This window comes from Ferranicluibacter rubi (genome assembly GCF_011603255.1).
GTDB lineage: Bacteria > Pseudomonadota > Alphaproteobacteria > Rhizobiales > Rhizobiaceae > Ferranicluibacter > Ferranicluibacter rubi.
On record NZ_JAANCM010000006.1, the window covers coordinates 22,532 to 46,927 of the forward strand.

A 24,396-nucleotide genomic window follows, 5' to 3' on the forward strand; every position below is an offset into this window, starting at 1 on the left:
AAGACCTTAAAAGTTCACCTTAAGACGGCCGATGACGCTGCGACGATCACCCTCATAGCAAGAAACGCTATCTTCGCAGGTCGTGTAGTAGCTCTTGTCGAACACATTGGTGGCGTTGACCGAGAAGCTTGCGTTTTCGGTCACCTTGTAGCTGGCACCCAGATCGATCAAAGCGCGGCCATCGACCTTCACGGTGTTGGCATTGTCGCCGAAGCTGTCTCCGACATAGCGCACACCGCCGCCGATCGACAGGCCTTCGAGCATCCCGTCATCAACCGTGTAATTGAGCCAAGCCGACGCCTGATGTTCCGGCACGAGATAAGGTGTCTTTCCGACGAAACCGGAATTGTCCCGCGTGATCTCCGCGTTGGTCCAGGTATAGGAACTCGTGAGATCCCAGCCACTTCCAAGGCTGAATTTTCCTTCCACTTCCACGCCGCGCGACTGCACCTCTCCGGTTGCCACAAAGAAACCTGTGGTCACACCGGCGCCGTTCCGCTCAGGTGTCAGAATGTTCGACTTTACGATATCGAACCAAGCAACCGTAAACAGCGCATCGATTCCCACCGGTTCATATTTTACGCCAACCTCCCACTGACGCCCGGTCGACGGATCGAAGCTGTTGCCGGAGGACGAGATACCCGTGTTTGGCACAAAGGATTGTGCGTAGCTGACATAGGGGGCCACGCCCCACGGCGTCTTGTAGGTAAGCCCCGCCCGACCGCTGAAATTGCCGACATCGACAGACGGATTGGTATTCGAGAGCCGGTTGGCCGTATCGATATCAACCCAATCGTAACGACCACCAAGCGTCGCGATCAGGTTATCCGTCAGATTGATACGGTCCTGCGCATAAAGCCCGATCTGCTGATACGTCTCTTCGTAGTCGGCAAACGCCGTGGTCGGCTGCGGGATACTGACACCATAAACGGGGTTGCTGGGGTCGAGCGAGGGAGCCAATCCTCTATAGCGCTTCACATCCGCCTCCGACCGCGCATAATCCAGACCGAGCAGCAATTCATGCGCAAAAATTCCGGTGTCGAAATTCGCCTGCGCCTGATTGTCGATCGTCAGCGCGTCGAGGCTCTCATCGAACCTGCGCGTGCCGCGTATCAGGTTTCCGGAAGCATCCATTCCAGTGGCCAGAAGATTGTCGAGCGTGAAATCGGCTCGACCGTAACGGAGGTTCTGACGAACGGTCCACGTATCATTGAACCGATGGGAGAACTCATAGCCGATCGTCTGCTGTTCCTGGACACTGTTGTTGAAGCTGTGATCGCCGATCAGAGTATTTGTCGGCGTGAACATGAGGACTGTGCCGCCGCTCTTGTCGCGCAGCGCTTGCCCGCTGACGGTCAGGGATGTGTCTGAATCGGGCGCCCATGTTATCGACGGCGCGATCATGAACCGATCATCGCCGATATCGGTACCATCGGGATATTGGAATTGCGTGTTGCTGTTGCGAGCGACGCCGGTCACGCGATACATGATGGACTTGTCATCATTCACCGGACCACCCAGATCAAACCCGACCTGCGCGCGCTGGTGGCTGCCATATTCAAGTTCGACTTCCCTCACGGGCGTGTCTGTCGGCTTCTTCGAGACCTTGTTGACGATGCCGCCAGCGTCACTTTGTCCGTAAAGCGACGATGACGGGCCGCGCAGCACCTCCACCGATTGAAGCTGATATGGATCGGTGCGGAAGAAACTGTACCCGCTCGAAATCTGACGCAGGCCATCCAGATACGAGCTGGTCGACTGGGCGTTGAAACCACGCATCAAAATCCAGTCATAGCCTTTGGGATCGGGACCATAGGTTTCGATCGTAACGCCAGGGACGTAACGCAGGATTTCGGAAACGGATTGCGCGTTCTGTGCCTCGATCTGCTTTCGACCGACAATTGAAATGGATTGCGGCACTTCGGCCAGCGGTGCATCCGTTTTTGTCCCCGTCGCGCTTCTGGTGACGACATAGGTGTTTTCACCGTTTCCGACCCCGTTCACCGTGATGGTCTCCAACAGGGTCGAACCATCGGCTGCGACATTGGCACCTGGAACCAACGGGCCGGAAGCGGCAATGGCCGCGGTCGTCGCGTTGGGGAAAGAGTAGGTCAGACCGGAACCCCTCAGGATGCTGGCCAGCGCCTGCTCCCGTGTTCCATTGCCCGAGAAGCCGGGCGATGATTTTCCAGCGGCAATCGATGCAAGATAGGTGACCTGAAGGCCAGTCTGGCGACCGAAGGACATCAGCGCCTGATTGAGCGGGCCGGCATTGACGGAGAAATTCGTCTGCGCCGCAGCCTGTGCAGATGCCGTCTGTTGCGTCATGCCGATGGCAATACCCAGACTGGTGCTTATCATCAGCGCGGCGATCAGCGCTCTGCGCGTATCATTTGTTTTGCGTCCGTTCCCCGACAGCTGCCCCATAGCCCATTCTCTCCTGCTCGATCGTGTTGCAGGGGTGCATGCCGCAAAATTCGAAATTGCAACCCCTGTAGCTATTACAAACGGGGCATCGTTTTTTTCTGCTCTCCCTGAATTATTTTCAGACGGGCGAAATAAGCGTCAGGTATGACGATACGCGTCTAACCCGCGCACCCGCCGGAAGCACAACGGCCTCAAGCGCACGTTGCGGATTTGCAAGATCAAAGAGACCGCTGACACGCCGCGATCCGACAAACGGGTCTGCAATGATAATTCTGCCAGGATACCATCGGCCAATTCTGGCGACGAGGGCAGCAACGGTTTCCTGCTCGGCAGCAATGATATTGTTGCGCCAGAGAGCGGTCTGCCCCGGTTCGCGCATGCCACGCTCGATGGTGTTCGACGAGGGTTCAAACGATATCCACTCCCCTGCCCTCAACCTCTGCCCGCTTTCGAGCGAAGAGATAGATGCGCGAGCCTCGACGATGCCGCGGTCGACGGAGACGGTCAGAATACCTGCATCATTGGCAACATCGAATGCCGTTCCAATTGCCGTTGCGGTTAAACCGCCGGTCTGAACTGCGAATGGTCTGCGAGCATCTCCAACGACATCGAAAAACGACATGCCAGAAAGAAGCTCGATGCCGCGCTTTTCGGGCGTGTAATCCAATGCGAGGGCACTGTCCGGTCCAAGCGTCGCAACGCTTCCATCCGGGAGTTCGAAGCGGCTGATCTCCCCCTTCCCAGTGATGTAATCCGCCTTCGCGCGAAGAATGGCAGAGGGTCCATAGACGGTTCCGGCCAACGCCGCGCCAAGACCCACTGCGCCCCCTATGACCAAATGGCGGCGCGTCGGCGCCAGGCTCTCCCTTTTCTCGGCTTTCGCGCGGTCGGTCAGAACCTTGCCGCTCATGCCGTAAGCATCGGCCACTCTGGACCATGCCGCCTCATAGTCAGGGCCACGCTTGCGCCATGTCCTGATCATGTCAAGGGTGACGGAATTGCCGGGGTCGACCTGCAAGCGAATGACGAGATCGATAGCCTCATCAAGCAATCTTTGGGGGTCTTGTGCGGCAACGTTCATGCGTATGGTTCCGGTTTCATGCGCCGACAGCAATGCCGGCATACGTTGTTGCCCTTACCATCTAGTACAATTGAACGGCCGCGATTTTCTCTTTTCCCGTCAAAATAAACTATAGCCCACTGGTTCGCATGACAATGTGCCGATAGGCATCGCGGATCAAAGCCCAGGTTCGCGAGGTGGACAGACCAATTTCCTGGCCGACTTGACTCATGGTGAGCTCTCCCAGTCGATGCAATTCGAACGCGCGACGACTGCGGTCCGGGAGCTCTGCAAGTGCCGCTTCCGTCAGTCTCAACCTTTGCCGATCGTATACAACCGCGTCTGGCAGTGGAAACGGATCGGCGACGTTCGCAACGGCTTCGTCGAAACTGTCGATCTTGTCGAACAAGCGCTCACGGCGCTGGTGGTTTATGCCCAGATTGCGCGATACCTGGTAAAGATAAGCCGCCGGATTGGAATTGGTGATATTTTCCGCAGGTGGCGCAATCAAGACGCGTAGAAACGTATCCTGGGTAATGTCCGCAGCTGTTTCTTCGCTCAGCCCCCTTCGGCGCAAAGAGCGGGTAATGCCATTTGCGTGGCGAAGGAAAAGCTTGTGCAAATCCCAAGCCACTAACGATCGCCTTTTTTGACCGAGCGCAGAAGGTTCATCACCAACCGCCGGGTCGCCTCTAGAGCCCTGAGACCGGGATGACGTGTCGTGAGCAGGTGATAAAGCGTCATTTTACCCATGTTGGCACTTTTGGTCAGCATCCCGCCGTTATGGTAGGAGGTGCTCGTGCTTTAATCCCAAACGAAAATTCGTTGCAAGCATCGTTACTTAGAGGGATTCTAAAGGTACTTCGGTACGTAATCTCCAGCGAAAATAAAATATGTGTAAAAAAGTCATGTTTCCCATGGGTTAGGTTCACATACCACCATGACGTGATCAGTTGCAAAAATTTTCAACCGCCGCCAATTCACCCAATTCTTATGAACACGTTGCAACTATGCAACTAAGCGTCAGACTCTGTCAGCGGTAAATGGACCTGTATATAGGTCCCTTGGTGCAACCTTTTTTCGTGGATTTAAGAATGCGCATGGCGGCAGCGTTGAACGGTAACATGGCGGTTCGCGCAGTAGCGGAGCGGTTTGGAGTCAACCTTGCTTTCTGCGAATATTCTAGGGTCCGGACCCAATAATTGGGTTTCCTTGCACATTTCGACGTGATTCAATCGCCTGAGCAAGGAGGCGATTTCATGTCTGATTTCTTTTGGTTTTCCGATGCGCAGTGGGAGCGAATAGAGCCGCTTTTACCGACAGATGTGCGAGGCAAGCCACGCGTTGATGACCGCCGGGTCTTGAGCGGGATTGTCCATGCGCTGCGCTGTGGTGGCCGCTGGGCGGATTGCGCAGATGTCTATGGACCGAAGAAGACACTCTACAACCGCTTTGTCCGGTGGTCCGAACGCGGCATCTGGGAGGACATCTTCAGTGCGCTGGCAGGGGCCGATGATGCACCGGACCGGCTGTTCATCGACAGCAGTTGCATCAAGGTCCACCGCTGTGCAGGTGGAGGAAAAGGGGGGCCTTGGCTCATGGTATCGGCCGCACCAAAGGTGGACGGAATACCAAGCTCCATGCAGTCTGCGACACCAAAGGCCGCCCTCACGTCCTGCTCCTGACGCCTGGAAACGTCCACGATTGCAAGGTTGCAAGGCTCTGTATCGAAGCTCTGCCACCCGCCGCCGAACTCGTCGCCGACAAAGGTTATGACAGCCAGGCTCTGCGCGAGTGGCTCAACGAGCGTGGTACCCAGGCCGTCATCCCGCCGCGCAAGAACCGCAAAATCCAGTACGAATACGACAAGGCCACCTACAAGCAGCGCAACGTCATCGAGCGTATGTTCTGTCGCCTTAAGGACTGGCGTCGCATCGCAACTCGCTTCGACCGCAACATCAGAAACTTCATGGGCGCAATCGCACTCGCAGCTACCGTCATCTGGTGGTTGTGAGTCCGGACCCTAGCTGGAGAATGTGATGTCGCTCTACATCCGTGATGAAAGCGTCGACGCATTGGCGGTAGAGGTTCAGAAACTATCCAAGGCGCCGAATAAAACCGAAGCGGTAAGGCGCGCCCTGCAGAATGAGCTTCGACGGATGCAAGAGAATGTACAACTGCGGGAGCGGATTAGAAAGATCCAAGAGAACGTAAAAGCAATCGGACCTGATGATCCCAACTTCGATATGAAGACATTCACCGATGAAATGTGAAATGACGCCTGATGTTCTTGGATGCCTCCCCTATTGTCGCTGTATCCAGCGCAACGACATTGACGCCTGACTTCGCGAGTTCGAGAGCGGTGGTCAGCCCGCTATAGCCGCCACCGACAATGCAGACATTGGCCTTGATGCGGTCCGCCAGCACTTCCGTTCTCGGGGCAGGCGTCGCAGTGGCATACCATAGGGTCGTATCAAGCGGCGAAAACAGGGGCACCCGTCGCACCTCAGTTCAAATCACTGCGAGCATCGAGCGCGTCGCGCAACCCGTCGCCGATGAAGTTGAAGCTGGTCACGGCGAGCGTAATTGCCACGCCCGGAACGATGGCCAGCCAAGGTGCCTTATCGAGATATTGTTGTGCGCCGTTCAGCATATTGCCCCAGCTCGGCAAGGGTGGCTGGATGCCGTAGCCAAGGAAGCTGATGTAAGCTTCCATCAGGATGGCGCGCGCCACCGTCAGGGTCGCCGCCACGATGATCGGTCCGATCGCGTTGGGCAGCAGTTCGCGGAACATGATCCATGCATTCGGCAGACCCAACATGCGGGCGGCCAGGACGAAATCCCGTTCCCGTAGCGAGCGCACTTCCGCTTCGACCAGACGCGCGATTTCCATCCAGCTGGTCACAGCGATGATAACGGTAATCATGAAGGGGCTTGGCTTGACGAAGGCGGCAAGTGCCAAGAGGAGGAAGATGCTCGGGAAAGCCAGGAAGGCATCGACGAAACGCATCAGAACCGTGCCGAGGCGTCCACCATAGTAGCCGGCCACGACGCCGATCACCGTTCCGATGACCGTTGACAGCACCATCGCAAAGAAGCCGACCAAGAGCGAGATGCGCCCGGCATTGAAGAGGCGGGCTGCAATATCCCGGCCGAGCGGATCGGTGCCAAAGATGTGGTAGCCGGTCAGTGGCGGCGCAAAGCGGGCGCGCAGATCGATGTACAACTCATCATAGGGTAAAAGATAAGGACCGAAGACGCAGGCAAGGATGAGAAGCGTGATCATGGCCACGCCGACCACGGCCAGCTTGTGGCGCGCAAAGCGACGAACCGTCCGGTTTTGCCAAAAACGAGGTGTCGGGGGGAAAGACGAGGATGGAAGCGTTGCAGCAGTCATGTGAAGATCCTTTCGACGTTGACACGTCTGATCGCGGAACCCTGCCTATCCGAGCCGGATACGCGGATCGACGAGCGCGACCAGAAGGTCTGCAAGCAAACTGCCGAGCAGCACGAGAATGGCCGAGAACATCAGAAGGCCCATCACCACCGGATAGTCGTGATAACCGAGGCTATCCAGAAACAGGCGCCCCATGCCCGGCCAGGTGAACACCGTCTCGGTGACCAGAGCCCCGCCCAGGATCGTTGGCAACTGCAGGCCAGCAAGCGTGATCATCGGCAAGAGCGCGTTTCCGACGACATGCTTCATCAGGACTCTGCGCGGGGTAAGCCCTTTGGCACGTGCGGTGCGAACGAAATCCTGATTGATAACGTCGAGCGTCGCCGTGCGCATGTAGCGGCTCCAGACGGCGATATTGACGAGAGCCAGCACGATGCTGGGCATGATCAGATGAATGGCGTAGTCGTAGAAGGACTGGTCGCCGATCGTGTACATGTTGCCGGCAGGCAGCCATTTGAGCTTCAGCGCAAAGACGTAGATCGCAACAAGCCCGAACCAGAAGGTCGGGATCGAAAGCGCGATCATGGCTCCGACCGTCGCCGAGTAATCGAATATCGAGTATCGCTTCGTCGCGCCCTTGATGCCGATCCAGGTGCCTATGAGGATGGAGACGACCGTGGACGAGATCATGAGGAGCAGTGTTGCGAACAGATGCCCGGAGATGATGTCGAGAACCGGCCGCTGGTCTCGATAGGACTTGCCCCAGTCACCCTGCAACAGCCTCCACGCCCATTCCAGATACTGAATGGGAAGGGGGCGATCGAGCCCCATCTGATGGGCGATGCGATCGAGGGCTTCGCGGGTCATGCCGGGCGTCAGCGCAAATTGTGACAAGGGGCCGCCGGGTGCGAGATTGAGGATGGCAAATCCGATGATGGAAACGAGCAGCAGCAGGACAAGGCTCTGCCAAAGTCGCTGAAGAAGATAGGACAGCATGGTCATACTCCACGTCCGCCGATGGACACGACAGACATCGGCAAGGAGGGATCGGGCAAGGAGGGACCGGCAGCGTACCAGCCCTGATCGGGCTGGCACTTACCGGCAATTCGGGCGAGCGCGAGCCCACCCGGGCAGGAATTACGCCCAACGCCAGGTCGCGACGTTCCATGTGTCGATACGGGTGTTGATGTTCGGCTGGACCTTCTCGATACCGTCCTTGTGACCCCGCACGGTGGCGTATTGGAACAGGGGCAGAAAGGGCAGCTCCTTGCGCATGACGTTCTGGATCTTCAGGTAGACCGCCTTGCGTTCTTCGGGCACGAAGAGGCTGCCGCCCTGTGCCAACAGGTCATCCACGTCCTTGTTGACAAACTGCCAGGTGTTCTGCCCGGCGCCGCCCTTGGCCGGGCTCGATGTCGAGCGGAAGAAGTCCGAAGTATCCGGATCTGGACCGGTCAGGAAGTCGAGACCGACGATGACCGTGTCGAACTGCGAGAGCATCCAGTAGTCGCCCCACATGACAGCCGGCGGCAGGTTGGAGATGGTCATCTCCACGCCGATGTCCTTGAAGGACTGCTGTATGTATTGCTGGACCTGTTCCCGGATATGGTTGCCCGCCGTCGTCGAGCAGGTGAAGGAGAGCTTGACGCCGTCCTTTGCACGGATACCGTCGGCGCCCTCAGCCCAGCCGGCATCGTCGAGAAGCGTCTTGGCTTTCTCGATGGAATATTCGTGTTTCGGCAGATCGGTATTGTAGTAGATGGACTGCTGCGGCACATAGCTCTCGGTTGGCGACGGCAAGCCGTAATACAATGCCTCGATGATCGATTGCTTGTCGATCGCGTGGTAGAGCGCCTCGCGAACGGCCGGCTCCTTGAACTGCGGCCGCTCCATGTTGAACGTAAAGGATTCGATCGTCGAGCCGGGCACGATGTTGATGACCTTGCCTTCGAGATCCTTGGCTTCGTCATAGTGGTCGGGCGTGATCCACTGCAGTCCCACGACGTCGATATCGCCTGTCTTGAACTGCGTATACAAGACGTTGAGGTCGGGCACGTACTTATAGATCAGCCGTTCGACATAGGGACCGTCGGCGAAATACGCGGCATTGGCTTCGAGCAGGATGTAGTCGCCGGCAATACGTTCCTTCCACTTGAAGGGACCCGTTCCGATCGGGGCATTGTTATAGGCAGCGGTGTTTCTGTCCGCTTCAGCCCCCAGGATGTGCTTGGGCGTGATGAAGGTCGATGCCAGGATGGACGGGTAAGGCGCAAACGGCTTTTCCATCTTCCAGGTAATTTCCGTCGGCGAGACGACCGTGAGGTCGCGGACGAATTCATGACCTGTCTTTCTCCACGAGCGGAAGTCGGGGTCGACCAGAAGTTCGAGGGTGAACTTGACGTCTTCGGCCGTGAACGGCTTGCCGTCGTGCCATTTGACATCGTCACGAAGTGTCACCTTCCAGGTCAGGCCGTCGGCGGAAATGCCGCCATTTTCGACGGACGGTACTTCGGCGGCGAGCGCAGCAACGAACTTGCCGTCGGCATCGACGTAGAAGAGAGGATCGAAGACGCTGAAATGAACGCCTTCATCGACTTCGATATGCGGCATGTGTGGATTGAAGACGGTCGGCTCCTGGGAGAAACCGACGGTCAGCTGACCCTTGATGGTCTTGGCCTGCTGCGCCATGGCGCTGGCGAAGCCGGGAAGGCCGGAGAAGACGACGCCGGAGGCGCTGAGCGCCATGAGCCCGAGAGCCTGGCGGCGGGTGGTCTTGATAAGCGGCTTGTTGTGGTCGGACATGTCAGTTCCCCTTGATCCGATAGTTGCACGCGATGATCGGTTCTTATCTCCGCCTCTACGGGCAGTTTTCCTCCCATCAGCAGTTTCCTGCTTCATGCATCGGAGCAGGCGGCGCTCGTTCGCCTGCCCTATCCGTCAAAAGCCGCTGACCAGCTCGATCTTGGAGCCGTCATGGAAGCGGCTGAACCGGAAGTCGTGACGATCGACGATTGGATTGCGTCCGGTAACGATGTCGGCCATCAGCTTGCCGGCGGCGGGGCCGATACCGAAGCCGTGACCGGAGAAGCCGGTTGCGACATGGAAACCCGGAATGGCATCGACGGCATCGATGACCGGCACGGCGTCCGGCGTGACGTCGATCATACCGCCCCAGCGCTGCGCGATTTCTGCCTTTTTGAAGACTGGAAACACCTCGGACAACCGCTTCAGCGCCTGGTCGGCCATGGCCTTGGAGGGAATGGGGTCGAGCACGCGGTTATGTTCGAACGGCGAAGCTTCATCGAGGGCCCAGCGGCGTGGAATACGGGCTTCATCGAAAAAGCGACCACCCAGGCGGAAACGCAACGAACGCCATTCATGGGAAAAGGCCGGCATGAATTTCATCGCGTAGCGAAACGAGGCCGGCACGATATCGACAATGTTCTGGAAACCATCGGCAATCGTATAGCCGCCGTCCTGGCGCTTGCGCAGCGCAAAGCCGCTGGCCCAGATCGCCTCTTCCGGTCCGCCTTCGAGCGGTTTGGTGCGCAGAACCGAGTTCAGGACCTTGAGCTGCGGGAGGTCGAGACCATTGTTGCCAAGGAACAGGCTGGACCATGCACCGCCGGCAAGAACAACCGACGTGCAGGCGATCTCGCCACGTTCCGTGACCACGCCCGACACGCGGCCACCGGATAGCTGCAAACCACGTACCGCGCATTCTGTGAGGATATGCGCGCCGCGGTCTCTCGCTGCTTCCGCAATGGCCGGCGCCGCCTTTTGGGGCTCTGCCCGGCAATCGCCGGCGGTGTAGAGCGCACCAGCGATCTTCATGGTGTTGTCGGGATACTTCGCCTTGAATTCCGCGGCACTCAGCATGCGGGACTCGATCTGGTACCCTTCGAGATTGCGGTTCCAGCGCTCATGATCGTCGAACTGTTTCTCGTCGGCGCAGGTAAAGACGATGCCTGCGCGCTTGAAGCCGGTTTCACGTCCTGTTCGACGATTGAGATCTGCCCAGAGGCGCAGCGATTCCGCCATCAGCGGCACTTCGCGCGGATCACGCCTGGAGATACGGACCCAGCCCCAGTTCCTGCTCGACTGCTCGTGTCCGATGCCGCCCTTTTCGCAAAGAGCGACCCTCAGACCGCTTTCGACGAGCTCGAGCGCAGTGGAGGTTCCGATAATTCCCCCACCGATCACGACGACATCGACCTCGCTGGGAAGGTCTGCATCGCCATGGACAGGAACGACATATGGACCGGGCATTTCAGAAGAACTCCTCGAGCTGGCAATTGACGGCGAATTCGGCGACGGACGCCTCGTTCGGAAGAGAGATAAGCATGGCGATGATGCGCGCGAGATCGCCGGGCTGGGTCAGTTGATCCGTCGGGCGATCGGTCAATGCTGCGGCCATATCGGTGGCGACGAACCCCGGGCAGACGGCGGTCGCGCGAATTCCTCTGTCGAAGCCCGCCTGGCGGATGGCGTGAGAAAGCGCGACGGCAGCAAATTTCGATAGCGAATAGCTGCCCGCCGCTGCCGACTTGACCCGCTTTCCGGACAGGGACGCAAGGATGATGACCCGTCCGTGGCCGCTCTCGCACAGCGCGCTCCAGGCCGCTTTGGCAAGCCGGCGCGGGGCCTTCACGTTGACCGACAGCATGGCCTCGATATCGTCTTCGTCGGCCTCGATCACCGTTTTCGGGATCATGATCCCGGCATTGGCAATGATGGCATCGATGCGACCGAAACGATGAAGGGCACTATCCACCCAACGGCTTTCCGCCTCCACGTCCTTGGCATCATAGTCTATCAGATGAACGCGCTCGTCGTGGCCGGCAGCCCATGCCGGACGTGCCGGCGTACGCATGGCCAGCGAGACAGCCCAGCCCTGCTGCAGCAATTCGGCTGCGACATAATCGCCGATGCCGCGGCTGGCACCGGAGATAAGGGCAACACGGTTTGTGGCGTTCGCGCTCATGTGGTCTCCACGATGCGACGATAGGCACGTCGGAGAATGTCCATCAGTTGCTGCTGTTCGTCGTCCGGTATGAAGCTGAAGAAGTCGCGAGACTGCTTGGGCACGAGCTCCCTTATCTTGACGGCCAGTGCTGCGCCCGCTTCGGTGATGTAGAGTTCCTGGGCGCGGCTGTCTTCCGAAGAGACCTCCCGCCGGATCAGGTCGTGCGCCACCATCTGTTCGATCAGGCGACCCATCGCGGAGCGATCACGCATCGTTAGATGGGCGATGACCGATGGACGAATTCCCGGATAGCTGTCGACCAACAGCAATGTCGTTATTTTTCCTGTCCCCTTGGCAACGTCCAGGCCCTCGAGACACGTGTCGAGATCTCGGGAGACAGCGATATTTATCGTTCGAATATAAAAGCTCAGCGTGCCTTCGAGGACGTCGAGATTGATGTCCTGCGGCGTGGTCGGCGGCTTTGACGGTTGTTTTGGCATCATATTTCCGTTGAAAGACAAGGGTTCACGGCAGCACGGCGCTTGGGGCGCTGCCGTTCGAGTCTCCCCCCATGTCCTGTTACACTTTCGTGAACTTATGAAAGTTCATTTAGTGGACTTTTGCAACTGGTTTCCTGCCAAAAATTACGAATTATCTAACAAAAACAATTACATAATTTTCGCAACACAGTGCACCCTGACCTCCACCGAGATCAGGGTGATGCAGGATGTCTCTTCCGTAGCGGCGTATCGTTTCCCGCAAGGCCAGCGCGTTGAGGACCCGTCGTCAGCCTATCGCCGCCGCTCGGGCTTCCCACTCGGCACCGGGGATCGCGGCGACAAGCGCTCGCGTGTAGTCATGTGCGGGCGCGCGGAAGATCCTTGAAGGCGGCCCATGTTCCACGACGCTGCCTTTGTGCATGACCAGAACGTCGTCGCAGATCTGACTGGCCACCCGAAGGTCATGGGTGATGAAGATGATCGCCACCTTCATCTCCTTCTGAACCCGCGCCAGCAGTTCCAGGATCTGGGCCTGAATGGACACGTCGAGTGCTGACACCGCCTCGTCGGCGACCAGGACCACCGGGTCGAACATCAAGGCCCGAGCGATGCCGATGCGTTGTCGCTGTCCGCCGGAAAACTCATGCGGAAAACGCTCGTATGCCTGCTCGTCCAAGCCGACAAGCTTCAGCAGACCCATGGCTTTTACCCTCGCTTCATGAACCGTCATGCCATGGGCGACAGGCCCGACCGTCAGGATCCTGCCGATCGTATGACGCGGGTTCAGAGAGGCGAACGGATCCTGGAAGATCATCTGGATATAGGGCCGCAGCCTCCGGAAGCTTTCTTCCGGCATCTGAGCGATGTCGCGGCCGTCGAAGCGGATAACGCCGCCGTCAGGCTCCAGAAGCTTGAGAAGAACGCGTCCGAGCGATGACTTTCCCGAACCGCTTTCCCCGACGACGCCAAGGGTTTGGCCTTTGCGTAAGATAAAGCTGACGCCGTTCACCGCCTTGACGACACGCGCTTTGCTGAAGACGGAACCGCCGCTGCGGTACTCCTTCTCCAGATTTTCGACCTGAAGAACGATCGGCGTTTCCTCGGGTGTGATCTGATCGTCGCTCCGCATGCGTGGAACGGCCGCGACCAAGCGCTGGGTGTAGGGATGACGGGGGCTGACCAGCACGTCTTCGGCCCTACCCTGCTCGACAAGATGCCCCTTTTCCATCACCACGACACGATCGGCGATCTCGGCCACGACCCCGAAATCGTGCGTGATGAACATGACGCTCATGTTCTTGCGTTGCTGGATCTTGCGGATGAGGTCGAGGATCTGCGCCTGGGTCGTGACATCGAGCGCAGTCGTCGGCTCGTCGGCAATCAGCACATCTGGATCGAGCGCAAGTGCCATGGCGATCATCACGCGCTGGCGCTGGCCGCCCGAGAGGCGGAATGGATATTGCAGGTGCATGAGGGCCGGATCGGGTAGCCCCACCTCTTCCAGCAGTTCGAGAACCTTCGCCTTCCGGCTTTTGGTTGTGCCGACATTGTGGGCCTTCATGACCTCGGCAATCTGATCGCCGACGGTCATCAGGGGATTCAAGGCAGACAGCGGATCCTGGAAAATGATGGAGACGGCCTGGCCGCGGAGTGGTCTGATTTTCGCCTCGCTGGTCGCGAGAATATCCATGCCCTTGAAATGGATCTCACCCCCGCTGACGCGGATAGATGGTGGGAGTAGCCCCATGATCGTGTTGGCGGTGACAGACTTTCCGGAACCGGACTCACCAATGATGCAGAGGATTTCGCCGGATCGAAGATCGAACGATATATTGCTGACGGCGTGGGCTCGCTCCATTCCGACGGGAAGATCCACCGTCAGATTGCGAACGGACAGCACCACGTCGGACGACGCGGGTTTTTGCGACATAAGTTCCCCTTAATTTTGTAACTTTGTCCGCTGTGGCCGGCATGTATGCATGCCTGACGACAAGATAGTGGATGATGTCCACTATCTTGTCCAGCGCCTTATGACCGCCAGTTGCGTCTTCTGGATAGGTCCCGCCCGTACAAGCAGCCTCGCTCCCACGTGGCACGAAATATGCGTCTCGATGGCATGTCCCTCCAATGAAAGCGACATGCCATGACGACACAGGCAAGTGGATCGCTCGATGTCCGGCTGATGCGGACTTTGCTGCTGCTCCTGACGGAATGCAGCGTTTCCAGGACGGCGGAGCTTTTGGGGCAGGCGCAACCGACCGTCAGCCTTACCTTGCGCAAACTGCGCGAGCTTCTCGATGACCCTCTTCTCGTGCGCTCGGGCAGCACGCTGGTGCCGACGGAGCGCGGACTTGCGATGCGGGAGACCATCCGTGATATTCTGGGGACGATCGATGCGCAGCTCGCGCCGCACCCCACCTTCGATCCCGCAACGTCGAAGCGGACCTTCCGTATCGTTGCTGCCAACTGCCTCGGCACCGTCTTTTTGCCGCCGCTCGTGGGACGCATCGCCCGCGTCGCTCCTTCGGTCAATATCGATGTCTGCCCGCTGCCGAGCTATGAGGATTTCCTTGCACAGCTGGCCGACGGCACCATCGATGCCGTGATCGGGAACTGGCCTCATCCGCCTGAACACCTGAGAATGTCGACGCTTCTGACGACCGACATCGTCTGCGTCGTGCGGTCGAGCCACCCTTTCGCCGGCCGGCGCGACCGCATCGGGATGGAGGAATTTCTTCGGGAAAACCATCTTTCGCCGACCTCCGACAAGCGCGCGCATCTCAGCCCCATCGACGGGCGGCTGATCGAGCTGGGACTGAAGCGGCGGATCGGCGTGACCGTGCCCGAATATGCCATCGCGCCCTATGTCGTCGCCCAGTCCGACCTCGTGTTCACCACGGGCCGGCATTTTGCCGAGCAGATCGCCCAGGCTTTCCCCTTTGCGGTGCTGGATGCGCCGACAGAGCTCGGGCAGATGACGTTCTACATGCTCTGGCACGATTGCAAGCACCATTCGCCGGACCACGCCTGGCTCCGCCAGATGATCAAGTCAGTGGCAGCCGACGTTCGCGCGCTGGATCGCGCGGCAACGACGGAGACATGCCTCGTCCCCCTCTGATGCCCTCTTCGCAAAGCCGCAATAGTGTCTATTGCGATCTGGTTATAGGCGTTCGTGCTCAAAAAACGCACACTTGCTGCAGTGCAAAAGAAACCGGCAAGAGGTGAGACGATGCAGCAGGGACTGACACGACGGGAAATACTGGCGGGCTTTGCTGCGGGAACGGCCGCCGGCATTCTGGGTTCGACGAGTGCTGCGCACGCCGCCGTTTCCGAACTCGTCTGGGCGACGTGGGAATCCAACGGTCATCCGGAATATGTCACCGCTTTCGAGAAGGAGACCGGCACCCGGATCAAGCTCTCCTTCCTCTCCAGCGAGGATGCGCAGTTCGCAGCCCTGAAGACGGGCTCGGCGGCGGACTGGGACATGATCAACCCGTCGCTCAACGGCAGCTGGCGCTATATCAAGGCCGGCCTCCTCAAGGAGATCGATCTTTCCAAGCTTCCCAATGCCGCCCGCATGTACGATGTCCTCAAGACGACGCCCAAGGTGCTGGACGACAGCGGCAAGCTCTTCGCCGTCCCCTATCTCTGGGGCCTCAATCCCCTCGTTTACCGCACCGACAAGTTCGACAACGAGCCGGACTACACGACACTGTTCGACCCGAAATATTCCGGCCAGCTCGCCATGCGCGACTATGCGCTGGAATCCATTGCGATCGCCGGGCTGGTGGCCGGCGTGCCGCGCGACAAGGTGTTCTTGATGGATGCAAAGGAACTGGCGGAAGCCAAGAAGCTTCTCATCGCGCAAAAGCCGCTGCTGCGGACCTACTGGCAGACGATCGGCGACCTTACCAACCTCTTTGCGACCGGCGAGGTGTCCTGCGCCTTCTCCTGGCGCGTGCCCTATGACGAGCTGAAGGGAAAGCTTCCCATGGGAATGGCCAAGCCAAAAGCGGGCATCATGGGGTGGTGCGACTGCTTCGGGATGCCCGCCTCGCTTTCGCCCGAAAAGACCGAACTGGCTTTGAAATTCGCCGACTACCTGCTCGGCGCGCAATACGCGACCGAAATCGCCCGGATCGGCAATTACGCGACGACCTCCTCGATCATCCGCGACGATCTGACGAAGGAGCAGCAGGCCGCGATCTTCGTGGATGACATGGAGGTGATGAAGTCCTTCATGTGGCCGGTCGCGCCCGATAACTACTCGGACTGGCTGAAGATCTGGAACGAGGTCAAGGCAAGCTGACCATGCCGGAGCATACGCCCGTCAAGCCCGAAGCGGGCCTGATCCTGTCGGCCCGCGGCCTTGTCAAATCCTACGGCAAGGGCCGTGCCGTCGATGGGGTCGATCTCGACATTCCGGAGCGGGCCTTCACCACGCTGCTCGGGCCGTCGGGATGCGGCAAGACGACCATCCTGCGGATGATCGCCGGATTCGAGACACCGGACGCGGGATCGCTCGTCCTCGACGGACGCCCGCTCAAGGGCGTGCCGCCGGAGCGCCGACCCGTCAACACCGTCTTCCAGAGCTATGCCCTGTTCCCGCACCTGACGGTGTTTCAGAACGTCGCATTCTCGCTCACCTTGCGGCGCGGGTCGGGCGATCCGTCCTCGCGCGTGAAGCGCGCGCTCGATGCCGTTCACATGGGAGATTTCGGCGCACGATATCCTCACCAGCTGTCCGGCGGGCAACAGCAACGCGTGGCCGTGGCCCGCGCCATCATCGGGGAGCCGCACATGCTCCTCCTCGACGAACCGTTGTCCGCCCTCGACCGGAAGATGCGCGGCCATCTTCAGATCGAGCTGAAGGATCTGCAACGCAGGCTCGGCATCGCCTTCGTCTATGTCACGCACGACCAGGACGAGGCCTTCGCCCTGTCCGATATCGTCGTGGTCATGAACAAGGGCCGCATCGTCCAGAAGGCCGATCCGCTGACGCTGTACGCACGGCCGGCGAGCGCCTTCGTCGCCGACTTCATCGGCTCGGCAAGCCTCGTCTCCGGAAAGATCCTCACAACGAGCCGGGATGAAATGCAGGCGAATGCGACGCTCGAAACGCCGCTCGGCATCGTGCAGGCGCCGGCAGTCGAGGGGCTGGAAAGCGGGGCAGACGCGATGCTCGTCATTCGCCCGGAACACCTGCAGGTGTCCACCGCCCCCTCGGCCCTGCGGGCCCGGGTGCAGCACGTGGTGTTCCGGGGCGACCGGTTCCTGATCGAAGCGGAAAGCCATGGCTGCCTGCTGCGCGTCATGAGCGACACGGCCCTTGATCCCGGCACCGACATCGGGCTCGAACACGATAGAGCCCGCGCCTTCATCACGCACGCGGAGGGATGAGCATGCCGTTTTCCCGCGTCCATCTCGCTTTCCCCGTGGCGCTTGCCCTCGTGCTCGGCTGCGTCCTGCCGCTCGGTCTGCTTCTCGTCTTCAGCGTTTTCACGGTGGACATGGACGCCTTCGAGATGGTGCCCGACCTCTCCGGCCACAGCTGGGGGCAGATCCTGTCCAATCCGGTCTTCGCCTTCCTGATCGGCAAGGCGGTCGTGTCCGGCCTCGTCACGGCTGGGCTCGCAGCCCTTGTCGGCTATCCCCTGGCGCTGGCCATGGCCCGCCTGCCGGTCGTCTGGAAAGGCGTCGCCAACATCGTCCTTCTCACGCCCCTCTACACCGGCGAGATCGTGCGCATCTACGCCTGGCGGATCGTGCTCGGCTCCGAAGGTCTCGTGAATGCCGTTCTCAAGGGTTTTGACTTGATCGACGCGCCGCTGAAGTTCCTGCTGTTCTCGCCGTTCACCACGCATCTGGTTCTGCTCTACAACAACCTGCCCTTCATGGTTCTGGCGATCTGGATCTCGGTGGAGCTGGTGGATCATAGGCTGATCGAGGCGGCACGCGATCTTGGCGCCCGTCCGGTCGAGGCCTTTACCAAGGTGATCCTTCCGCTGACGACGCCGGGGCTTGCCGTCGGGCTCTTCGCCGTCTTCGCTCTTGCCGCCGGCGACATGCTGACGCCGAGCCTGCTTGGCGGCACCTCCGGCGCAACCCCCATGGCGATGATCGACAATCTGTTCGGCACGGCCTTCGACTGGCCGCTCGCCTCGGCTCTCGCGCTCAGCCTTCTCATCGTGCTCTTCGGCTGCGCCAGCCTGATGGCGGGTCTGCTCCTGCGCATGCGGGGTGCGCGGGCCGTCTTTGCGGGGCGCCTGCCATGAGCCGAACCGTCTCCCTCGTGCTCGCGCTTGGCGTCGGCTTCTTCTACCTGCCGATCGTCGTGCTCGCGATCTTCTCGTTCAACGCGTCGAGCCTCATGGCCTTTCCCTTGAGCGGCTTCACGCTCTCCTGGTACGCAGACCTCTTCGGCAACCGGGCCTTTCTCGAAGGGTTCCTGACCAGCTTCCTCATCGCGCAGCCCGTCGGCATCCTTGGCGCGTTCATCGGGCTAATGGCAGCGCTTGCCGTGACGGCACCGGGCCTGCGGTTTCGCGCGGTCTTCGTCGTCCTCGTCATCCTTCCCTTTCTGGTGCCGAAGACGGTGCTCTCCATCGCGCAGGCGATGCTGATGAACTGGGTAGGGCTCGGGCGGGGCGCGACCGCGCTGATTGCGGCGCAGACGCTGGTTGCCGTCCCTTTCGCCACCACGATCATCGCCGCGGTCCTCATCCGGCTCGATCCGCGGCTGGAGGAGGCGGCGCGCGATCTCGGCGCCACGCCATGGCAGAGCTTCCGCCGCGTGCTCCTGCCGCAGTTGAGCGGCGCGCTCGGGGCCGCCTATTCCATCAGCGTTATCCTCTCGCTCGCCGACCTCACGATCTCGATGTTTCTGGCGGGCCGAACGCAGCCGCTGTCTCTGGTGGTCGCGTCGGAATTTCGGCGGGAACTGAAGCCCGACCTCAACGCCATGCAGGTCTCCGTCCTCGTATTGACAGCCGTCATCGTCGCCCTGACCGAACTGAACCGCCGCCGCCTGCGCCGCCGTGCCTCTCCCATGCGAGACCCCGAATGATCATCTCCCCCATCACCGCCACACCTGCAACCCTCGACGACCTGGAACAGGCCGCGCGCGCGGATCTCGCCGCCCTCGGATATCCGGCGCCCGGCTGGCTCGCGCCCCTCGACGGTCACGCGGCAGGCGCCATTGCCGATGTCATCATCGTCGGTGGCGGCCAGTCGGGGGTGACCCTGGCAGCCGGACTGAAGTGGGAGGGCCTTGCCGACGTGCGCGTCCTCGACAGCGCGCCCGCCGGCTCGGAAGGGCCGTGGCTGACCTTCGCCCGCATGGAGGAGCTGCGCACACCGAAAACGCAGGTGGGCAACGAATTCAACGTGCCCAACCTCTCGGTGCGCCGCTGGTTCGAAACGCGGTACGGCGTCGCCGCCTGGGCGGACCTGCCGCGCATTCCGCGAACCGACTGGAAGGCCTATCTCGACTGGTATGCCGGCGTCTTCGACATCACGATCACCAGCGAAACGCAGGTCCTCGACGTCGCGGCGGACGGCGACGTGATAGCGGTGACCAGCCTCTGCCGGGGAACCGTCACCCGGACGCTGGCGCGTGCCGTCGTACTGGCGACCGGTTTCGACGGTGCCGGCGCCTGGCGGGTTCCGGCCTTCGTCTCCGACAGTCTGGACAAGAGCCGCTACGATCACACCAACGGGCCGGTGGATTTTGACCGTCTAAGAGGCAAGCGCGTCGGTGTGCTCGGCCACGGCGCCTCCGCCTTCGACAATGCCATCAAGGCGCTTTCGGCCGGTGCTGCTTCCGTCGATCTGTGCTTTCGCCGTCCGCGGCTGCCGCGCACCAATCCGCACCGCGCCATCGAGACGCCGGGGATGATGACGCATTATCCCGACCTCTCCGACACGACCCGCTGGCAGATCGCCCGGTTCTTCCGAAAGAACGACCAGCCGCCACCGGTGCGCAGCTTCGAGACGGCGATGGCCCTGCCCGGCTTCCGCCTTCGTCCGGCAACGCCCTGGCTCGACGTTCGGGAAACGCAGGGTGCCATCCACGTGACCACGCCGGGTGGCGTGCTCGAATTCGATCACCTGCTGCTGGCGACCGGCATGGCGGTCGATCTGCCGGCGCGCGCCGAACTGAAGAGCCTGTCCGCCCGCATCGCACTCTGGGGCGAACGCTACACGCCACCGGACGACGAGGCGGACGAGCGCCTGGCACGCCTGCCCTATCTCGATGCCTTCTACGGCTTCCTGCCGAAGCACGAAGAGGACGCCTGGGTCGGCCGCGTCTTTGCCTTCAACAGCGCGAGCTTCGTCAGCCAGGGTCCGCATTCCACCTCGATCAGCGGGCATCGCCACGCCGTTCCCCGGCTGGTGCGCGGCGTGCTGCGTCGCCTGCTTCTCGATCAGGAACAGGCGATCCTGCCGGCGCTCGAGCGCTATGCCTCGGTCGATCTTCCGGTGGCAGACGACTTCGAGGCGCGTCTGGCGACCCTTGAAACGGAGGCGGTGCGATGACCCGTTCGTTTCTCTGGCAGGACCTGACGACGGCGGAGTTCGCCACGCGCGATTTTGCAAACACCGTGGCGATCCTGCCGATCGCGGCGATCGAGCAGCATGGGCCGCATCTTCCCGTTCATGTCGATGCCGCCATCAATGCGGCGATCCTCGACCGCTTCGCAGCCCTTCTAAATGACGACGCCGACGTGCTGATCCTCCCGGCCATGACCGTCGGCAAATCGGACGAGCACATCGCCTTTCCCGGAACGCTCGCTATTTCCGGTGAAACGCTGCGTCGGGTCTGGCTGGATCTGGCGACGAGCGTGCACCGCGCCGGCGTTCGCCGGATCCTGTTCTTCAATTCGCACGGTGGCCAGATCGCGCTGATGGATATCGCCTGCAGGGACATCCGCCGCGACCTCGGCATGCTGGCGGTCGGATGCTCCTGGTTCCGGATCACTGCCATCGACGACCTGTTCTTGTCCGCCGAAATCGCCCACGGCATCCACGGCGGCGATATCGAGACCAGCATGATGCTGGCGATTGCGCCCGAGCGGGTCGCGATGGACCTGAGCGAAGACTTCGTGCCACTGACGGTGGAAATCGAGCGCTCCGGCAGCCCGCTGACGGCCGAGGGCGCGGTCGGCTTCGGCTGGCAGGCGCAGGACCTGCATACGGCCGGCGTCTGCGGCAATGCGGCCAATGCCACGGCGGCAAAGGGCGAGACCGTGCTGCGCCGCGCGGCAGAGGCCCTTGTCGGGCTCGTATCGGCGACCGCGGCGTTCGACCTCGCGCGCCTGACACCCGACACACGTTTTTCGCAAAAGACCTGAGCGATGCCGCCGGTCTTCACCGATAGGCCCACCGAGGCACCGATACCGGAGACAGAACGATGACCCTGCAGGAAACCGCCGGGAACGAGATCGCCGCCCTGATGGCGGAGATGCCGCATTGGGGCTCGGAGTTCGACCGTACCTTCGCCAACCACGCACCCATGGTGCTGGTTGCGCTTGCCCGCATCGGCGGAAAACCGCATCAGTTGCGCCGGTTCTTCTCCTACTATCGCGACACGAAGAAGCTCCTGCCCTTTGCGCAGGCGCGATCGCATCTCACCGTGGGAACATGGACATCCCGTCTCGGCGAGCGGCAGAGCGAGCCGGAACTGCGTCTGTTCTTCTTAGGCGAAGTCTCGCGTCTCGGGATCGATGGCGCTTTGCGGCACTATCTCCCGCGGCTTGCCCCCGGCATCGCGGCAAGCGCTTTCCACGCGCTGATGCGCACGGCCTATGGCGTTTTGGAACAGGACCCCGATGCCGTCGCCATCGCGCTCGGCTACTGGGCCGCCACATACCTACCGCTTCCCGCGGCGACCGGGGAGAGACCCCGAACCGACGACCCGGCGGAGGTTCTGGCACTCACGGCGGAGATTGCGCCGCTACACGGTCTGCCGCTGCACGATCTCCTCTGGCAGAACATGCGCGACGCTGCCGCCGTGCCCGCCTTCAGGCCGGTGGTCGACTGGCTGGAGATCGGGCCGGACACGATGCGGCGCATGGCCGCCACAGCGTTGGCACTCTTTGCCGGAACCCAGCATTTCGCAGCGTTGCACGCCCTCACCGGGCTGCACTGGATCCGCCTCGTTTCCCCACATTGCGATGCGGCAACGACGGACACGATGCTGCGCGTCTTCTGGCAGGGCATCGCCGCGCTGATGGGTGAACTGGGCTTCCCCGTTCTGCCGGATGCGACGGCTGTCGACCGCTGGCGCCACCTGCCGGCCCCCGGTTGGGCCGACATCCACGCCGCTGCCGCCGAGAGCTATGACGAACACGATATCAGCCTTGCCTTTTCCGCTTTCGAAGAGATGGCTGCCTATGGCGATCCGCTCTACAGGGTGGTGGCCGCCCGGCGCCTCGGGATGATCGGAGACTATCGATGACCATTCCCGCGAGATCGCCTGTTTCCGACTGCATCATCGAGGCCGGCACCGTGCTGACCGGGCTCGATGCGGACGGCGGAATGCAGATGCGCCACGATGTCGGCATTCGCGTCGATCGCGGCGTGATTGCCCAGATTGGGCCGCTGGAGGCCGTCGGCTACGGCCAGGACCACCTGCCGCGCTACGGCTCCCGCGACATGATCGCCATGCCGGGCCTCGTCAACGCCCATCACCATTTCGGCGTGACGCCGCTGATGCAGGGCATTCCGTTCGCGCCGCTCGAACTCTGGCTGCCGCAATTTCGCGCCATGCGGCCTGTCGATACCCGGCTCGATACGCTTTATTCGGCCATCGAGATGCTGGAAAGCGGCACGACGACCGTGCAGCACATCAACAGCGGCCTTTCCGGCACGCCGGACGGCTGGATGGCAACGGCCGACGCCACGCTGTCCGCCTATGGCGAAATCGGCATGCGGGCCGGTTTCTGCTTCATGATCCGCGACCGCAATATTCTTGGCTATGACGACGATGCCGAGGTGCTGGCCGGGCTTCCCACAGATGTCCGCGACTGGATCGCCCCGAAGCTCGCTGCTGCCGCCATCCCCATTTCCGAGCTCATGGCATTCTACCAAGACCTGCGCGACCGCTGGCTGCCCGCCAACGGCGACCATGTCCGCCTCAACCTGGCACCCGCCAACCTGCACTGGTGCAGCGATCCCTGCCTGCAGGCCATCATGGACACCGCACGCGCGACCGGCGGCAGCGTGCACATGCACCTCTTGGAAACCGAACGTCAGCGGGACTTTGCGTATAAGCGATACGGCCACAGCGCGGTGGAGCACCTCAAGGCGATCGAATGCCTCGGGCCGGAACTGACGCTTGGCCATGGCAACTGGATGAGCCGTGGAGATCTCGACCTGATCGCGGACTGCGGCTGCACCCTGTGCCATAATGCCTCGTCGGGATTGCGGCTCGGCAGCGGCATCGCCCCTGTCAACGAGATGCGCCGCCGCGGCATTCCCGTTTCGCTCGGCATCGACCAGTCGAACATCGCGGATGATCGCGACATGACGCTGGAAATGAAATTGGTCTGGGCACTGCACTGCGAGACCGGTCTCTTCAACGAACGACCGGATGCCGCCGCCGTGCTGCAGATGGCGACCGAGCACGGCGCCCGGTCCGTCGGCTTCGGCGGCTTCACCGGCCGGCTCGTGCCCGGCCAGCAGGCCGATATCGTGCTGATGGATCGCCGCAAGATCGCCCGGCCCGCAATACATCCCCGCACGCCGATCGTCGAAGCGCTCCTCCATCGCGGCGGCCGCCATGCCATCCATCAGGTCTTCGTCGGCGGCCGCCTCGTCGTCGATGGCGGCAAGGTCGTCACGATCGATTGCGACGCCGTCCTTACCGAGATCGCCGCCATCCTCGAACGCCAGGACACCCCGGCGGAAGCAACCGCCCGCACCGCCGTGGAGACGATGATGCCTCATCTGGAAGCCCGGCTGCGGGCCTCCAGCCTGGGCAAGGGGCAAAAATCCTATCGCTATAATGCGATGGCGGATGGGACATGATGTGCTTTGGGAATCC

22 protein-coding genes are annotated in these 24,396 nt (G+C 61.0%); 11 read left to right on the forward strand and 11 right to left on the reverse strand.

Translation table 11 applies throughout. The annotated features are described in order from the left end of the window. Nucleotides 1-6 precede the first annotated feature (6 nt). The 3 genes from G8E10_RS13070 to G8E10_RS13080 all read right to left on the reverse strand — a co-directional run bounded on the left by G8E10_RS13070 (nt 7) and on the right by G8E10_RS13080 (nt 4,121). Nucleotides 7-2,427 (reverse strand): TonB-dependent siderophore receptor, encoded by a 2,421-nt coding sequence (locus G8E10_RS13070; RefSeq protein ID WP_167129549.1) that lies wholly within the window; start codon nt 2,425-2,427, stop codon nt 7-9. Nucleotides 2,428-2,545: 118 nt separating this feature from the next. Then, a complete protein-coding gene (locus G8E10_RS13075; RefSeq protein WP_245423285.1) occupies nt 2,546-3,550 on the reverse strand; it encodes a FecR family protein in 1,005 nt (334 codons plus the stop codon). Nucleotides 3,551-3,617: 67 nt separating this feature from the next. Continuing rightward, nucleotides 3,618-4,121 (reverse strand): sigma-70 family RNA polymerase sigma factor, encoded by a 504-nt coding sequence (locus G8E10_RS13080; RefSeq protein ID WP_167129553.1) that lies wholly within the window; start codon nt 4,119-4,121, stop codon nt 3,618-3,620. A 625-nt stretch (nt 4,122-4,746) separates the two neighbouring features. On the opposite strand from G8E10_RS13080, the gene G8E10_RS13085 reads away from it, so the two are divergent. Continuing rightward, nucleotides 4,747-5,501, forward strand: a protein-coding gene (locus G8E10_RS13085; protein WP_422038441.1) for an IS5 family transposase whose coding sequence is annotated in 2 segments (ribosomal slippage) — nt 4,747-5,088 and nt 5,091-5,501 — 753 coding nt in all. Because the reading frame shifts where the segments join, the coding sequence is not laid out codon by codon here. A gap of 25 nt (nt 5,502-5,526) precedes the next feature. Continuing rightward, complete coding sequence (locus G8E10_RS13090; protein ID WP_110802185.1) at nt 5,527-5,760, forward strand: type II toxin-antitoxin system VapB family antitoxin; 234 nt, start codon at nt 5,527-5,529, stop codon at nt 5,758-5,760. Here G8E10_RS13090 and G8E10_RS13095 read toward each other — a convergent pair. The 8 genes from G8E10_RS13095 to G8E10_RS13130 all read right to left on the reverse strand — a co-directional run bounded on the left by G8E10_RS13095 (nt 5,744) and on the right by G8E10_RS13130 (nt 14,280). Next, nucleotides 5,744-5,992 carry an FAD-dependent oxidoreductase gene (locus G8E10_RS13095; protein WP_343289741.1) on the reverse strand — a complete coding sequence of 83 codons (249 nt, stop codon included), beginning with the start codon at nt 5,990-5,992 and terminating at the stop codon, nt 5,744-5,746. The genes G8E10_RS13090 and G8E10_RS13095 overlap by 17 nt on opposite strands. Nucleotide 5,993: 1 nt before the next feature. Continuing rightward, nucleotides 5,994-6,884 (reverse strand): ABC transporter permease, encoded by an 891-nt coding sequence (locus G8E10_RS13100; RefSeq protein ID WP_167129560.1) that lies wholly within the window; start codon nt 6,882-6,884, stop codon nt 5,994-5,996. A 45-nt stretch (nt 6,885-6,929) separates the two neighbouring features. Beyond that, nucleotides 6,930-7,880 carry an ABC transporter permease gene (locus tag G8E10_RS13105; RefSeq protein ID WP_167129562.1) on the reverse strand — a complete coding sequence of 317 codons (951 nt, stop codon included), beginning with the start codon at nt 7,878-7,880 and terminating at the stop codon, nt 6,930-6,932. Between the two features lie 141 nt (nt 7,881-8,021). After that, the gene (locus tag G8E10_RS13110) at nt 8,022-9,686 is read right to left on the reverse strand and encodes a peptide ABC transporter substrate-binding protein (RefSeq protein ID WP_110802179.1); all 1,665 of its coding nucleotides are present in this window, start codon (nt 9,684-9,686) and stop codon (nt 8,022-8,024) included. A 135-nt stretch (nt 9,687-9,821) separates the two neighbouring features. Further along, a complete protein-coding gene (locus G8E10_RS13115; protein WP_167129564.1) occupies nt 9,822-11,153 on the reverse strand; it encodes an NAD(P)/FAD-dependent oxidoreductase in 1,332 nt (443 codons plus the stop codon). Between the two features lies 1 nt (nt 11,154). Beyond that, complete coding sequence (locus G8E10_RS13120) at nt 11,155-11,868, reverse strand: SDR family NAD(P)-dependent oxidoreductase (protein WP_110802175.1); 714 nt, start codon at nt 11,866-11,868, stop codon at nt 11,155-11,157. Continuing rightward, nucleotides 11,865-12,350 carry a MarR family winged helix-turn-helix transcriptional regulator gene (locus tag G8E10_RS13125; protein ID WP_110802173.1) on the reverse strand — a complete coding sequence of 162 codons (486 nt, stop codon included), beginning with the start codon at nt 12,348-12,350 and terminating at the stop codon, nt 11,865-11,867. The genes G8E10_RS13120 and G8E10_RS13125 overlap by 4 nt, the downstream gene beginning before the upstream one ends. A 286-nt stretch (nt 12,351-12,636) precedes the next feature. Beyond that, nucleotides 12,637-14,280: an ABC transporter ATP-binding protein gene (locus G8E10_RS13130; RefSeq protein ID WP_167129566.1), complete on the reverse strand. Its 1,644-nt coding sequence runs from the start codon at nt 14,278-14,280 to the stop codon at nt 12,637-12,639. A gap of 213 nt (nt 14,281-14,493) precedes the next feature. Here G8E10_RS13130 and G8E10_RS13135 point away from each other — a divergent pair, with 213 nt between their 5' ends. The 9 genes from G8E10_RS13135 to G8E10_RS13175 all read left to right on the forward strand — a co-directional run bounded on the left by G8E10_RS13135 (nt 14,494) and on the right by G8E10_RS13175 (nt 24,380). Further along, nucleotides 14,494-15,468, forward strand: a complete 975-nt coding sequence (locus G8E10_RS13135) for a LysR family transcriptional regulator (protein WP_110802169.1) — start codon at nt 14,494-14,496, stop codon at nt 15,466-15,468. A gap of 111 nt (nt 15,469-15,579) precedes the next feature. Further along, nucleotides 15,580-16,659: an ABC transporter substrate-binding protein gene (locus G8E10_RS13140; protein ID WP_281517564.1), complete on the forward strand. Its 1,080-nt coding sequence runs from the start codon at nt 15,580-15,582 to the stop codon at nt 16,657-16,659. A gap of 2 nt (nt 16,660-16,661) precedes the next feature. After that, nucleotides 16,662-17,750, forward strand: a complete 1,089-nt coding sequence (locus tag G8E10_RS13145; protein ID WP_132714272.1) for an ABC transporter ATP-binding protein — start codon at nt 16,662-16,664, stop codon at nt 17,748-17,750. A 2-nt stretch (nt 17,751-17,752) separates the two neighbouring features. Further along, nucleotides 17,753-18,625: an ABC transporter permease gene (locus G8E10_RS13150; protein WP_245508111.1), complete on the forward strand. Its 873-nt coding sequence runs from the start codon at nt 17,753-17,755 to the stop codon at nt 18,623-18,625. Further along, complete coding sequence (locus G8E10_RS13155; RefSeq protein WP_110729164.1) at nt 18,622-19,416, forward strand: ABC transporter permease; 795 nt, start codon at nt 18,622-18,624, stop codon at nt 19,414-19,416. The genes G8E10_RS13150 and G8E10_RS13155 overlap by 4 nt, the downstream gene beginning before the upstream one ends. Continuing rightward, complete coding sequence (locus G8E10_RS13160) at nt 19,413-20,888, forward strand: NAD(P)-binding domain-containing protein (RefSeq protein WP_132449578.1); 1,476 nt, start codon at nt 19,413-19,415, stop codon at nt 20,886-20,888. Before G8E10_RS13155 ends, G8E10_RS13160 begins: the two co-directional genes overlap by 4 nt. Further along, a complete protein-coding gene (locus G8E10_RS13165) occupies nt 20,885-21,703 on the forward strand; it encodes a creatininase family protein (RefSeq protein WP_132449577.1) in 819 nt (272 codons plus the stop codon). The genes G8E10_RS13160 and G8E10_RS13165 overlap by 4 nt, the downstream gene beginning before the upstream one ends. Before the next feature lie 59 nt (nt 21,704-21,762). Further along, nucleotides 21,763-22,809 (forward strand): questin oxidase family protein, encoded by a 1,047-nt coding sequence (locus G8E10_RS13170; protein ID WP_167129568.1) that lies wholly within the window; start codon nt 21,763-21,765, stop codon nt 22,807-22,809. Further along, complete coding sequence (locus G8E10_RS13175; RefSeq protein WP_167129571.1) at nt 22,806-24,380, forward strand: amidohydrolase family protein; 1,575 nt, start codon at nt 22,806-22,808, stop codon at nt 24,378-24,380. Before G8E10_RS13170 ends, G8E10_RS13175 begins: the two co-directional genes overlap by 4 nt. Nucleotides 24,381-24,396: the final 16 nt, after the last annotated feature.

Bases quoted from the DNA above. Each gene is read 5' to 3' on its own strand.
- G8E10_RS13105 (WP_167129562.1), bottom strand. From the start codon at position 7,880: ATGCTGTCCTATCTTCTTCAGCGACTTTGGCAGAGCCTTGTCCTGCTG.
- G8E10_RS13090 (WP_110802185.1), top strand. From the start codon at position 5,527: ATGTCGCTCTACATCCGTGATGAAAGCGTCGACGCATTGGCGGTAGAG.
- G8E10_RS13155 (WP_110729164.1), top strand. From the start codon at position 18,622: ATGAGCCGAACCGTCTCCCTCGTGCTCGCGCTTGGCGTCGGCTTCTTC.
- G8E10_RS13175 (WP_167129571.1), top strand. From the start codon at position 22,806: ATGACCATTCCCGCGAGATCGCCTGTTTCCGACTGCATCATCGAGGCC.
- G8E10_RS13150 (WP_245508111.1), top strand. From the start codon at position 17,753: ATGCCGTTTTCCCGCGTCCATCTCGCTTTCCCCGTGGCGCTTGCCCTC.
- G8E10_RS13170 (WP_167129568.1), top strand. From the start codon at position 21,763: ATGACCCTGCAGGAAACCGCCGGGAACGAGATCGCCGCCCTGATGGCG.
- G8E10_RS13100 (WP_167129560.1), bottom strand. From the start codon at position 6,884: ATGACTGCTGCAACGCTTCCATCCTCGTCTTTCCCCCCGACACCTCGT.
- G8E10_RS13135 (WP_110802169.1), top strand. From the start codon at position 14,494: ATGACGACACAGGCAAGTGGATCGCTCGATGTCCGGCTGATGCGGACT.
- G8E10_RS13140 (WP_281517564.1), top strand. From the start codon at position 15,580: ATGCAGCAGGGACTGACACGACGGGAAATACTGGCGGGCTTTGCTGCG.
- G8E10_RS13160 (WP_132449578.1), top strand. From the start codon at position 19,413: ATGATCATCTCCCCCATCACCGCCACACCTGCAACCCTCGACGACCTG.
- G8E10_RS13070 (WP_167129549.1), bottom strand. From the start codon at position 2,427: ATGGGGCAGCTGTCGGGGAACGGACGCAAAACAAATGATACGCGCAGA.
- G8E10_RS13165 (WP_132449577.1), top strand. From the start codon at position 20,885: ATGACCCGTTCGTTTCTCTGGCAGGACCTGACGACGGCGGAGTTCGCC.
- G8E10_RS13130 (WP_167129566.1), bottom strand. From the start codon at position 14,280: ATGTCGCAAAAACCCGCGTCGTCCGACGTGGTGCTGTCCGTTCGCAAT.
- G8E10_RS13145 (WP_132714272.1), top strand. From the start codon at position 16,662: ATGCCGGAGCATACGCCCGTCAAGCCCGAAGCGGGCCTGATCCTGTCG.
- G8E10_RS13075 (WP_245423285.1), bottom strand. From the start codon at position 3,550: ATGCCGGCATTGCTGTCGGCGCATGAAACCGGAACCATACGCATGAAC.
- G8E10_RS13120 (WP_110802175.1), bottom strand. From the start codon at position 11,868: ATGAGCGCGAACGCCACAAACCGTGTTGCCCTTATCTCCGGTGCCAGC.
- G8E10_RS13115 (WP_167129564.1), bottom strand. From the start codon at position 11,153: ATGCCCGGTCCATATGTCGTTCCTGTCCATGGCGATGCAGACCTTCCC.
- G8E10_RS13110 (WP_110802179.1), bottom strand. From the start codon at position 9,686: ATGTCCGACCACAACAAGCCGCTTATCAAGACCACCCGCCGCCAGGCT.
- G8E10_RS13125 (WP_110802173.1), bottom strand. From the start codon at position 12,350: ATGCCAAAACAACCGTCAAAGCCGCCGACCACGCCGCAGGACATCAAT.